Below are 12,987 nucleotides of genomic sequence, written 5' to 3' on the forward strand. Positions count from 1 at the left end.
ACTTGCAAATGTTTTTTTAACTTTTTTTCAAGCTAGATTCTCCCGAAAGCCTCATAGATACTAGTGCTCCAAAGAATCTTCTCTCTTACAAAAGCGGCTGCAAAGATAAACACTTTATTTTTACAAATCCAAAACTTTTTTGAAAAAAAAATAAAAAACTTCAAAATTGTAATTCCTTAAAAATGCAATCGTGGTTCAACCACTCTTCTCTCCAGAATTACGCTAACGCCTTACCGTTGTAAAGCGGGTGCAAAGATAACAGATAATAATTCCTATTTCCAAATAAAAACTTCAAGTTTTTTGGCAAAAAGAAATAGCTGCCTGAAAATCAGTAGCTATTTTTTTATGTGGAAAGGGAAAAACAAATTACGAAATTTAGTTGAGAATGTCCAACTTAATTTTGAAGATTTTTTCGCATTAACTTTCTCTCTGCCTCGAATGATAGATTTGGCAGTTCTTTTTCCAATATTTCCATTCCGGAAATGGTATTTTGAATGAATTTTTGATGCGATTCGGAATCGGGATTAAAAGGACGATGTTCGGCTGCTGAAATCATCTTCTTTATTTTTTTCATGTAATCCCTGGTTGGCTTTTCCATGTATACATCTGTAAAGCGCGACCATATGTAATTTGTTGAAGTGGAATTCATGTGAATCATATCTTCGTGATAGAACCTGTAATCTCTTAATTCGTCCATCACAATTTCGTAAGAAGGAAAATAGCTAACATGCTCGAACAACTGTACCAACTGATCGACAGCCAATAGCAAAGTAGATTTGCTCAACTGGTTGCCATGGGCTCCATCTTTCCAGTGTCGAATTGGACTTACGGTAAAAACAATTTTCAGATGTGGGTTAAAAAGTGACAAGGACAGAATCAAATCTTTATAGAAACGAACAATTTCGTCAACCTCAAGCCGGTAACGATTAAATGATTTGGCCGGTTGCTTATGGCAATTGGAAACAATCTTACCAGAATCGATTAATTCGTATACCCATGAAGTACCAAATGTAATGAATAGAATATCCGCTGTAGCGAGATCTAAAGATGCCGATTGCATTTGGGTATTGATTTTTTTCAGGCACTCTTCGGAAGATACAGACGAAAAACTCCCATGATGTGAGTAACTAAAGTACAAATCGTTGGCAAAATTAAGGTCTTCTTCGGCAAATGTTTTGTTATCGATTAAAAGTTGAATGCTGTTACCTACACTAATAGGATTGTAAATTACACCAAATGGATTCAAACTTGTATTGAATTTATTTTGCACAAGCAGTTTTCCAATGTTCTCGACAAAACAAGAACCCAGCATTAGAATTTTCGAATGGTAGGTAACTTTATATTCCGATTCCGGTATGTCAACAATTGTTCTGAATTGATCCATGGTCAACTATTTCTTGAGTAATTGATTTATCCAATTGCAAATGTAATCGAACACTTCCTGATTACAGGTTTCATTATGCAATTCATGATAAGCATTCTTCCACAATTTAAAGGTACAGTTTTCCTGATTTTTATCGGCAAAAAACTTACTGGCAGCAGAATCGGTAATTTCATCCTCATCGCCATGCATGAGCAAGAGCGGTTTTTTAATTTTCTCCTGAGAATTGTTTACAAAATAACCCGCATCGTAAGCATCTACAAACAAACGCAAGGATACCCAATGATGCACAAATTCATCCTCATCGTATTTTTTGCAAACTTCTGCATCGTGAGAGAGCAAACTTGAATCGAATTTGGTTTTGATACTGAATTTTGGAATCAATGCATTGAATAATCTCAGCAATGGAATTACAAATTTTGGTGGTGCAGCCTGGGAGATAATCCAGGGCGAAGTTGAAATTACGCCTTTATAATTGCCGTTTCTTCTTAACAGGTGATTCAATACCTCTCCTCCACCCATGCTATGTCCGTATAATATAAGTGGTAAGTCTGGATATTTTTCTTCTGCATTTTTCAGGAGCAAATCGATATCATTCATAAAATCGTTGTAAGAAGAAATGACTCCCCGCTTCCCTTCTGATAAACCATGTCCTTTTTGATCGTAAGTTAGCAGAGCAAAACCTTTGTTTACAAACCTTTCGGCCCAATGCAAATATCTCGAACTGTGTTCACCAATGCCATGCACCAATACAATTACCGCTTTTATATTCTGTGTAGGGAGAAATTCTTGCGCAAAAAGTTGGGTTTGATCTGATGACTGGAGGTGGAAGATTTTGTGTTGCATTGAGATTTTTTTTTGTATTGACTATCAGTTAGAATCGGGAGCTTAAAAAACCTTTATATTATACTTTTTCCTCAAGCCGGAAGGCTCTTACTTTCTCCATTGATGAGAAAGTAAGCAAAGAATCTAGGAAGTGTAAGCACAAACTTCTTCTACTTGAAAACTTTAAGTGCGGCGGGGTGATCTTCTCATTCTTCGAAGCTTCCCCGTCTTTCTAAAAGTTTTCTGCACATAAGCACTTTGTCCTTCCAATATCCTATAAGTCCGATCTCATTTTAGCTTTACATTTTGAATCTTTTCGGATTCATTCTTAAACAAGACAAATTAATGAGCATTTATAAAAGGAATTAACTCTTGATTTACTTTATCAAATAAATGATTATTTTTTTAATTGGAATTATTAAGACTTATAAAAGTAGAAAGAAAATGCAGAAACAGATCATAATTCGCACCGATAAGCAGAATGCTTTATATGATATTACCCGGCAGGTGGAAAAAGCGGTGGCCGAAAGTGGCATTCGTTCGGGCATGGTAAATGTATATGCACAGGGTGCAACTGCGGCCATCATGATTCAGGAAAATTGGGACGATTCGGTTCAAAACGACGTAGTTACACTGCTAAGAAAATTGATTCCTTCGGGGATTTGGGAGCATGATGCACAGGACAACAATGGCGATTCACATTTAAAAGCCGGAATTGTTGGGCCAAGCGAATGCATACCAATTGTTAGTGGTAAAATGGGTTTATCGACCTGGCAAAATATTTTCTTTTGCGAATTTGATGGTCCTCGATCGGAGAGAAGTATTATAATTACGTGTTTAGAGATCTAGAAAATCGAGATTTCTTTTGATTCCTTTGAATTTTGTTCTCTTGACAGCCGAATTTCTGAATATCTCGCCAAATTTATGGGCATCCATTTGCTGCCAATCTTCTTTCGACATGCTTAATAAATCGGGATTGGGTTCGAATTCGGGAACCTGATGTGCTTTCGACATGCGATTCCATGGGCAAACATCCTGGCAAATGTCGCAACCAAACACCCTGTTTTGGAATTTTCCTTTTCCCTCTTCGGGGATTTCCCCTTTCAGTTCGATGGTATAATAAGAAATACACTTGCTTCCGTTTACCACATAGGGTTCGGTAATAGCACCTGTTGGACAGGAACGGATGCAGCGATTGCATCCTCCGCAAAAATCGGCGTAGGTCGGATTTTCATATTCGAGCTCGATATCTAAAAACAGCTCGCCAAGAAATAGAAAGGAGCCAATTTTTCGATTGATGAGCAGGGAGTTTTTTCCAATCCAGCCCAGGCCGGCTTTCTTGGCCCATGCGTGTTCGAGTATGGGAGCTGAGTCGACAAATGCACGGCCCGATACTTCCTGTATTTCTGTATTGATGTATTCGAAAAGTTTGTTTAATCGATCTTTCAACACAAAGTGATAATCTTTTCCGTAGGCATATTTTGCAATGACGGGTGCTTCGGGATCGGATTGTTGCTGTTTGGGGAAGTAATTTAAACCGACTACAACTATGGATTTTGTGTTTTCGACCAATAATCGTGGATCGAGGCGTTTCTCGATATTGTTGGCCATGTATCCCATTTCGCCATGATAGCCTTTTTGAATCCAGGAAAGAAAATTTTCTTTTTCATCATCGAGGAAGTCGGCCTTTACAATTCCGCAAAGGTCGAGACCAAGCTCATGGGCTTTTTCTTTAATAAGGTTCGATTTTGCCAGAAGTGAGAGATTCATGTTGGTAAGTTAATGATTTTGGTTAAAACCCAAGTTTTAGGCTGCCTTGCCAGCGGATGTGTTAGGGATTGAAATGAAAACCCCGGAGTGAGGAACGAACGAGGAGTTGCAATGGAAAGCCCGACCCGACAAAGGAGGGGAACAGCCTGAAAAGAAAATGAATCCAATTTCTGGTATAAAACTTTCATGATGAAATTAGAAGAACGAAGAAAAATGAAGGTTTTTCGTGACTTTGTGATTTTGTAAATGTGTATTCCTATGGTTGACTGGGGATAGAAATTAACAATTTTGCTATTACAAACTTTACACTTTTCAAGACATCCATAAAAAAAAGGGCCGAAACAGCCCTTTATATTTTTCAACCTGAATTCCATTAAAAATATTCGCCACAGAAAGTCAGGTTTGTTCAAGATTTAGTTTAAAAATTACGAAATTAATATCGGGATATTATGAGAAATTTTTAAGCTAAAGATTGGATGAAGATGACTTTATTAATTTGCTTGTTTTTGGCATAAATTCCCTCATATTCTCTTGAAATATCCCGATATTCCTTCGAAAATCTGAGAAAATTTCTACTCAAAATCAAATCAAACTGTGATAATATTTTTAATGGAATTCAGGTTTATAGAAAACCCAGTTCGAGTTTTGCTTCTTCGGTCATCATGTCCTTATCCCATGGTGGATCGAATGTTAGCACAACGGTAACATCTTCGATCATTGGTAAGGCTTTGATTTTCTCGTTTACTTCTTCTAAAATCTGATCGGCCATCGGACAATTAGGAGCAGTAAGGGTCATCAATACCTTCACCTCATCTTCTTCGTAAAAGTCGATTTCGTAAATTAATCCCAGGTCGTAAATATTTACCGGGATTTCGGGATCGTAAATGGTTTTTAAAACCTCAACGATTATTCCTTCTGTTTCCTTTTTTCCCATCTTGTATTTTATTTTACATGATTGAAAGCAATTCCGTACATCTTAATTTGTTTCACCATTGATACCAAACCGTTTGATCTGGTTGGTGAAAGGTGCTGTTTTAAACCGATTTCGTCGATAAAGTTTAAATCGGCATTCATGATATCTTCAGGAGATTGATTGTTGAATACTCGAATTAACAATGCTGCAATTCCTTTTACGATAATGGCATCGCTATCGGCTTCAAGTTTCACTTTTCCTTCTTCCAAACTTGCATTGAACCATACTTTCGACTGGCAACCTTTAATTAGGTTTTGTTCGGTTTGGTATTTTGCATCCAATCCTTCCAAATCGGTTCCCAACTCGATTAGATATGCGTATTTGTCCATCCAATCTTCGAATCCTGCAAATTCTTCAATAATTTCTTCCTGAATCTCGTTTATTGTCATCTCTCTAATTGTACTTGGTAAAGAGTAGTGTATATTATATATATAGAATACAATACTCCATTTATTTTAATGGCACTAATGTACAAACATTTTGCAAACTTTTAGGATTCCCTTATAAAGTGCGTCGATTTCTTCTTTTGTATTGTAGAATGAAAAGGATGCACGTACGGTTCCATCGATTCCAAAATGCTGCATTACCGGTTCGGTACAATGTGTTCCGGTACGAACGGCAATTCCCATCTGGTCTAAAAGCATTCCCATGTCGTAAAAATGAATTCCATCGACAAGGAAGGAGATTACAGAGGTTTTGTGTTCGGCAGTACCATATATTCTTAGTCCTTCGATACCCGATAACTTTTCGGTAGCATAAGCCAGTAGCTCCTGCTCGTAAGCATCGATGTTTTCCAGACCGATGTTTTCTACATATTCGATGGCAGCACCCAGGCCAATGGCATCGATATAATTAGGTGTACCCGCTTCGAATTTAAATGGCAACTCGTTAAAAGTTGTGCCTTCGAATCGAACTTCCTTAATCATTTCGCCACCGCCCTGCCATGGTGGCATTTCGTTTAGCAAATCTTCTTTACCATACAAAACGCCAATTCCTGTTGGGCCATATAGTTTGTGACCAGAGAATACCAAAAAGTCGACATCCCACTCTTGTACATCAATTTTTACGTGTTGCACCGATTGGGCTGCATCTACCAATACCTTAACACCGCGCGCATGGGCGATGTCGATAATTTTCTGGATTGGATTAATGGTTCCCAAAGAGTTGGAGATGTGATTGACCGCTACAATTTTGGTGCGATCGCTAATTAATGCATCCAACTGATCGACAAGCAGTTCTCCCTTATCGTTGAAAGGAAGTACTTTAAGAATGGCTTTTTTCTTCTCACAAACCAATTGCCAGGGCACAATGTTCGAATGGTGTTCCATTTCGGAAACAATTACCTCATCGCCTTCGCTGATGTATTTATCGGCAAATGAATTGGCCACAAGGTTTACCGATTCGGTTGTGCCTCGTGTAAAAATAATTTCGTGAAGATGTTCGGCATTGATGAACTTCTGCACAATTTTACGTGCATTCTCGTTTCCATCGGTGGATTTGTTACTTAAATAGTGAACTCCACGATGAATATTAGAATTGTACTTGTAGTAATACTTCACCATTTCATCAATCACCTGTGTAGGTTTTTGAGTGGTTGCAGCATTATCGAAGTACACAAGTGGTTTGCCGTGCACTTGTTCCTCAAGAATAGGAAAATCTTTACGTATTTTTTGAATATCTATAGCCATTCTTTATCAATGATATAAATTCTTAATGATTGCAGGCAATCGCACAAGTATTACATTTCGAAATTTCTCCACGTAATCTTTTATCAACCAATTCGTCGATTCTTTCTTTTAAAGGCTCAACCCTGATTTTCTCGATAATTTCGTGAGCGAATGCAAACATCAACATCTGACGCGCTTCTTTCTCATCGATTCCTCTTGCACGCAGGTAGAACAATGCATCTTCGTCCATTTGTCCGACAGTTGCACCGTGACTACATTTTACATCGTCGGCATCGATTACCAGCTGTGGTTTTGTATTGATTACAGCATCGTTAGAAAGCAACAAATTGTTGTTAGACTGGAAAGCCTGCGTTTGCTGTGCATCTCTTCTTACGAAAATTCTTCCTGCAAATGCGCCTGATGCCTGGTCGTCCATTACACCTTTAAAGTGCTCGTTACTCAAACAGTTTGGCTTGGCGTGATCGATAGATGTAAAGTTATCTACATGCTGATCTCTGTCCATCAGGTACATTCCGAAGGTATTGTTCTCGCAATGCTCCTCATCAAGAATTACATGATGATTGTTACGAATGGTTCCCCCGTAAAGAGAAATGGTATTCGACAATACATTGGAGTTGCTCTCCTGGCGAATGAATGTTGAATTTAAAATTACAGAGTTTAAATGCTGATTTTGCAAAGTATACAAATCGAAGATTGCATTTCTTGCAACATTTACCTCTGTTACCGAATTGGTTAAATATTTATGGTGTGTTAAAGTATGATCGCACACAATAATTTTTGCCTGCGCATTTTCTTCAACAACAATTAAGTTTCTTTGAGTAGCCATTAGGTCGCGATCGGAACGAAGCAGGTTTACTACCTGAATCGGCTTCTCGATTACCACACCTTTTGGTACGTAAATAAAGAATCCATCCTTAGCCAATGCTGTATTTAATGCAACCACACCATCTTCGTCGGTTTTGGCGTATTTGCCATAGTGTGCATTAAATATTTCAGGATATTTTTCGGCTGCTTCCTGAACACCACAAATAATTACTCCTTTTGGCAGTTCAGTTAGCTCTTTATTGTTTCCATAGTACCAACCATTTGTCAATAATACCATATTGGTATCCAATTCAGGCACATCGCACTGGAAAATCTCATTCAAATCAACATCAACCTGCTGATATCTAAGATTTACATTGTATGGATGATCGAAAGCCGGAATCAAGTTGGTATACTTGTAATTCTCGTTGGCACGAGTAGGCACGCCCAATTTCGAGAAATCCTGGAATGCATTCTTGCGGGTTTCGTTCATCACATCCGACGAACCCTCTAACAACAATTCATTTCCTTGATTAAACAAATCGGCGAAATCCTTATTTATTGTATTAATATCGGCCATATCTGACAAATTATTTAATTGAGTGTTTCACCACTCCTTACTATCAACTATTTTCCGTTCTCTTCTTTAATCCAGTCGTATCCTTTTTCTTCCAGTTCAAGAGCCAACTCTTTTCCTGCAGTTTTTACGATACGTCCATCATATAATACATGAACAACGTCAGGTACGATGTAATCCAACAAACGCTGATAGTGAGTAATTACAATTGTTGCATTATCGCGTGTTTTCAATTTGTTCACACCATTTGCAACAACACGTAGTGCATCGATATCCAAACCTGAATCGGTTTCGTCCAATACAGCCAACTTAGGTTCAAGCATTGCCATCTGGAAAATCTCATTTTTCTTTTTCTCACCACCCGAGAAACCTTCGTTTACCGAACGGTTTGTTAGTTTCGAGTCGATTTCGACCAATGATTTTTTCTCGCGCATCAATTTCAAAAAGTCAGAAGCCGATAGTGGATCCAAACCTTTGTATTTGCGATGCTCGTTAACAGCAGTCTTCATAAAGTTCACAGTAGAAACTCCAGGAATTTCGATTGGATACTGGAATCCAAGAAAAATACCTTCTTTGGCACGATCTTCAGGTTCCATATCCAAAAGGTCTTTGCCCTGGAAATTTACTTCACCTTCGGTTACATTAAACAAATCTCTACCTGCCAAAACTGAAGCAAGAGTACTTTTTCCGGCACCATTAGGTCCCATAATTGCGTGAACTTCACCTGGCTTTACATCCAGATTGATTCCTTTAAGGATATCTTTTCCTTCGATGGAAACGTGTAAATTCTTAATGCTTAACATTTCTATATTTAGCTTTTTGCCCATTTGGGCGAATTACTACTTTATTAATTTACCAGTTGCTTGTTTCACTGGCAGAAAGCCCGGCACTAAATAGCTCCAGGCTTATATATATTATCCTACCGAGCCTTCTAAGCTGATTTGAAGCAATTTTTGTGCTTCAACAGCAAACTCCATAGGCATTTTGTTGATTACCTCTTTTGCATATCCGTTTACGATCAAACCAATTGCATCTTCGGTATTGATACCACGTTGGTTACAATAGAAGATCTGGTCTTCACCAATTTTTGAAGTGGTAGCTTCGTGCTCCACCTTAGCCGTTTGGTTTCCGATTTCGAGATATGGGAAAGTATGTGCACCACACTTATCGCCCAAAAGTAATGAATCGCACTGCGAGAAGTTACGAGCACCTTCACAGTTTTTGGCCACTTTTACCAATCCTCGGTAAGAGTTGTTACTCTTTCCTGCCGAAATCCCTTTCGAGATAATGGTACTCTTGGTATTGTTACCAATGTGAATCATTTTGGTTCCTGTATCGGCTTGCTGGTGGTTGTTGGTTACCGCAACCGAATAGAATTCGCTCGATGAACCATCACCTTTCAGGATGGTTGATGGATATTTCCAGGTAACCGCCGATCCGGTCTCAACCTGTGCCCACATCAATTTCGAGTTCACCCCTTCGCAAATACCACGCTTGGTTACAAAGTTGTAAATACCACCTTTACCATTCTTATCGCCAGGGTACCAGTTCTGAACGGTTGAATACTTCACCTCTGCATTATCTTTAACGATAATTTCAACGATAGCCGCATGCAGCTGGTTTTCGTCACGCATTGGTGCTGTACATCCTTCCAGGTAACTTACGTATGATTCCTCTTCGCAAACAATAAGTGTTCTCTCGAACTGACCTGTATTTTCTGCATTGATACGGAAGTAAGTAGACAGTTCCATAGGGCAACGAACGCCTTTTGGAATGTAAACAAACGAACCATCGGAGAATACAGCCGAGTTTAGTGCTGCATAAAAGTTGTCCTGAATTGGAACTACAGTTCCCATGTACTCCTGAATCAGATCTGGGTGATCCTGAACTGCTTCGCTGAAGGAACAGAAAATAATTCCTTTTTCAGCCAAAGCTTCTTTAAAAGTAGTTTTTACCGATGATGAGTCCATTACCACATCAACAGCAACATTGGCAAGAATTTTTTGCTCATCCAAAGGAATTCCCAACTTGTCGAAAGTTGCACGAATTTCCGGATCAACATCATCCATGCTCTCCAGCTTTGCTTTTTGCTTAGGAGCAGAGTAGTAAATGATATCCTGGTAATCAATTTCAGGAATATCCAAATATGCCCATTCAGGCATTTTCATCGTTTTCCAATGACGGTAAGCCTTCAATCTGAAATCGAGCATGAACTTAGGCTCTTTCTTTTTCGCCGAGATCATGCGAATGACATCCTCATTCAGACCTTTACCAATGTCATCGTTCTCAATGTCGGTTACAAAGCCATATTTGTATTCGCTCTCAGTAACCTCATTTAATATTTTATCTTGTTCTTCTTTCGCCATAATACCAAAATATTAGATCCTGACCGATTTCATTCGCTTTCGCGGAATTGTTATTTCATACCAGTAAGATTCAATTTTTGTCTTCGAAACTATTCTTGCATAGGCTTTAAAAACCTATTGTTTCTGCAAAGCAAATAAGAATTTGTGATATATCCCCCTCAAGCCCCTCTGAAATCAAGTGCAAATATAAGAAAGTATTTAAATATCTTACTGATATGATGCAATAAAATACTTCCAAGTCCTTATTAACTGAAACGTAAATTTTTGGGAATGGATACGTTTGCATGAAAGAGATTTTACTCCCGCCCAAAATTCCATTTTTTATACTAAACAAAAAGTTAGGATTGTTTGTTTCAGCTCCTTAGTAAAAAGTTAAGTCGATGCTGAATATGCGTTTGTCGGTATTGGGTATGTGTTTGTCGATGTTGGTTGGATTTCTGATTGTTTATGGTGAGTTTTTATGGAGATTGAAAGTAACTATAAACATTAAAATTTAAGATTATGAAAAAACATTTTATTTTGCCAATAGCCTTGGTTTTAATTAATGGACTCATTTATTCTTGTTCAAATGATCCGTTTATGGAAAAAGAAGATCAACCAAAAATTGATCAGTCGAGTGAACCAAATAACGATCCTAAAGTTTTAAAACTTGGTCAAATCATTGCCAAATCATTAAAAAATTCTAATGTTGGTAATTTTATTCAATCAGAAGCAATTAAGAAATTTGATGGTGATAATAATTTCATTCTAGCACTCGCCTATAATCAGAAAATAGATAATGAATCTAAAGTAAAGTCTCAAAAAAAAACATTCATTGAAACTTTATCCATGTACATTAAGTCTGAAAATGATAAAACAAAAACATCAAATTTTGAAACGCCATCACTTTTTAAAGAATTAGAACAAGACTATCCTCTAATGCAAATTGCAATTCCTGAAATATTTACTGAGAGTGAAGAAGGAATTGACTTTGCTCGAAAACCTCCGCATGTCGTAATACTTCCTATCGATTTTGATGAAAAAACAACAACAACGTTAACTGCGATAGATAATGAAGGAAATTCATACCAAATTGATGCTAACGAACCACCCGAGGAACCTGTTATTGTAATAAGTGAAAATGAAAGATTAGTAGCTATAGTTAAGAACGAACTAGATAATATTAATCATCACATGGGGATTCCTGATTTTGAGACTGAAGACCATTATTATTACCAAAGAGGCATGGTAATTCAAGAATTTAACGGTCGCGGATTAAATAGCGGTTCCTCTTCCTCTTCCTCTTCCTCTTCCTCTAGATCAAGAAGATACGATAGAGATCAGAATGACAACTTAGATAACCTATTAAAGGCTAAATTTATTAGTAAATCAGCTCTGCGGAGTGTAGAAAAGTGGACTCAGGGAAAGCCAGAAGTAAAACTAATTGTTGTATTTGCCAAGGATGACGATAACCAGTTAGGAACACTTACAAAATACCTTGGCAAAAAAGGTTGGTACCATAGAAAATGGTTAAAACTTAAAATTGACACCAAAACACTTAACATTCCAATGCTACAATGGAATAAAAATGAATTCGGGGACAGAATGAAATATGTTTTCATTGAAGAAGATGCTAACAGAGGTTCTAAAAATATAGACATTGTATTAACATCGAAGATTGATAATCAGAACACAATAAATACTAAAATCACTCTAGAAGTTAATAAAAATGATGATGAAATGGGGGAAGCTTTGTTACAATATACTAATACTACAGCTGGAGAAGGCACTAAGCATTCTACTGGAATTTTTGAGTTTTGGGTTAACCAAAAATAAATTTCAGTTACCATGATTACAAATTGTATAAAAGATAATCTTCTAACTTATTAATATCATGATATATATATTAACTAGGATTAATTTGATCTTACTTATCCTTATCTTACTAGCAACACCTGTTCTCGCACAGAAAAAACTCAAAGCATCATTACGAGTAGGAGCAGGCGCCGTACTCAACACAGGAATTGATGGAGTGGGATTTAATATGGAACTGCCTATTCAAGCATGTAAGTATTTCGAATTCTCCCCATCTGTTTCCTATGCGCGTATAAAACCCAATTATGAAACAGATTATAAACAGCAGGTCTATCTGCAGAACTCGACTAACAATTCAATTTCATATGGTGGACGAACCTATCAATTAGGAAACTCTAATTTCTTTACCTCAAGCAATAGTCAGTTCGGATTAGATTTGAATGTAAGGTTCAAACCACTTTCATTTCTGTCAAAGCAATTACCATTCGACATTGCTTTAGGTATAGGATATGGTTACAAAAGCGGTATGGACATCCTGGAAAATTCTTCTGATAATGGGAATTATTGGATTGCACACCGATCGTGGAATTCGATGGAATGGAACCCATTCCTCCTGGATGTAAACTACCAACTTAATAAGAAACACAAGCTAGGTGTGCATTTTAATATTTACGGTGGTAATGATCATATCAGTCAGTTGGGATTTCATTTTATTACGTGCTTATAACTTCAAATCAAACATATCATAATATTTTAACCCCGCTCTTCTTCTTGCTGACAATTAATTTTATTACGTTCATCATTTAGTT

General features: G+C 37.4%; 12 protein-coding genes. 3 read left to right on the top strand and 9 right to left on the bottom strand.

Annotated elements, in window-relative coordinates; genetic code table 11:
• Positions 1–394: 394 nt before the first annotated feature.
• Together ELS83_RS17545 and ELS83_RS17550 are read right to left on the bottom strand one after the other, a co-directional pair.
• Positions 395–1,384, bottom strand: a complete 990-nt coding sequence (locus tag ELS83_RS17545; RefSeq protein ID WP_171596847.1) for a GSCFA domain-containing protein — start codon at positions 1,382–1,384, stop codon at positions 395–397.
• Positions 1,385–1,390: 6 nt separating this feature from the next.
• A complete protein-coding gene (locus ELS83_RS17550; RefSeq protein ID WP_171596848.1) occupies positions 1,391–2,227 on the bottom strand; it encodes an alpha/beta hydrolase in 837 nt (278 codons plus the stop codon).
• Positions 2,228–2,650: 423 nt separating this feature from the next.
• Between ELS83_RS17550 and ELS83_RS17555 the strand changes: the two genes are divergently transcribed.
• Positions 2,651–3,055 (top strand): secondary thiamine-phosphate synthase enzyme YjbQ, encoded by a 405-nt coding sequence (locus tag ELS83_RS17555; RefSeq protein ID WP_171596849.1) that lies wholly within the window; start codon positions 2,651–2,653, stop codon positions 3,053–3,055.
• Here the strand turns inward: ELS83_RS17555 and queG are convergent.
• From queG to sufB, 7 genes are all read right to left on the bottom strand, one after another.
• The gene (queG, locus tag ELS83_RS17560; RefSeq protein WP_171596850.1) at positions 3,044–3,976 is read right to left on the bottom strand and encodes a tRNA epoxyqueuosine(34) reductase QueG; all 933 of its coding nucleotides are present in this window, start codon (positions 3,974–3,976) and stop codon (positions 3,044–3,046) included. The genes ELS83_RS17555 and queG overlap by 12 nt on opposite strands.
• Positions 3,977–4,598: 622 nt before the next feature.
• The gene (locus ELS83_RS17565; protein WP_171596851.1) at positions 4,599–4,910 is read right to left on the bottom strand and encodes a metal-sulfur cluster assembly factor; all 312 of its coding nucleotides are present in this window, start codon (positions 4,908–4,910) and stop codon (positions 4,599–4,601) included.
• Between the two features lie 8 nt (positions 4,911–4,918).
• Entirely contained in the window at positions 4,919–5,338 is a 420-nt protein-coding gene (locus ELS83_RS17570) for a SufE family protein (protein WP_171596852.1), read from the bottom strand.
• 75 nt (positions 5,339–5,413) lie between these two features.
• Positions 5,414–6,637 carry an aminotransferase class V-fold PLP-dependent enzyme gene (locus tag ELS83_RS17575; protein ID WP_216616654.1) on the bottom strand — a complete coding sequence of 408 codons (1,224 nt, stop codon included), beginning with the start codon at positions 6,635–6,637 and terminating at the stop codon, positions 5,414–5,416.
• A gap of 22 nt (positions 6,638–6,659) precedes the next feature.
• Positions 6,660–8,021: a Fe-S cluster assembly protein SufD gene (gene sufD, locus ELS83_RS17580; RefSeq protein WP_171596853.1), complete on the bottom strand. Its 1,362-nt coding sequence runs from the start codon at positions 8,019–8,021 to the stop codon at positions 6,660–6,662.
• Between the two features lie 47 nt (positions 8,022–8,068).
• The gene (sufC, locus tag ELS83_RS17585) at positions 8,069–8,821 is read right to left on the bottom strand and encodes a Fe-S cluster assembly ATPase SufC (RefSeq protein WP_171596854.1); all 753 of its coding nucleotides are present in this window, start codon (positions 8,819–8,821) and stop codon (positions 8,069–8,071) included.
• A gap of 111 nt (positions 8,822–8,932) precedes the next feature.
• The gene (gene sufB / locus ELS83_RS17590; protein ID WP_171596855.1) at positions 8,933–10,384 is read right to left on the bottom strand and encodes a Fe-S cluster assembly protein SufB; all 1,452 of its coding nucleotides are present in this window, start codon (positions 10,382–10,384) and stop codon (positions 8,933–8,935) included.
• A gap of 501 nt (positions 10,385–10,885) precedes the next feature.
• On the opposite strand from sufB, the gene ELS83_RS17595 reads away from it, so the two are divergent.
• Positions 10,886–12,199 carry a hypothetical protein gene (locus tag ELS83_RS17595; protein ID WP_171596856.1) on the top strand — a complete coding sequence of 438 codons (1,314 nt, stop codon included), beginning with the start codon at positions 10,886–10,888 and terminating at the stop codon, positions 12,197–12,199.
• A 58-nt stretch (positions 12,200–12,257) separates the two neighbouring features.
• Positions 12,258–12,905 carry a hypothetical protein gene (locus ELS83_RS17600; protein WP_171596857.1) on the top strand — a complete coding sequence of 216 codons (648 nt, stop codon included), beginning with the start codon at positions 12,258–12,260 and terminating at the stop codon, positions 12,903–12,905.
• Positions 12,906–12,987: the final 82 nt, after the last annotated feature.

This window comes from Marinifilum caeruleilacunae, from assembly GCF_013141825.1.
Taxonomy (GTDB): Bacteria; Bacteroidota; Bacteroidia; order Bacteroidales; family Marinifilaceae; genus Marinifilum; species Marinifilum caeruleilacunae.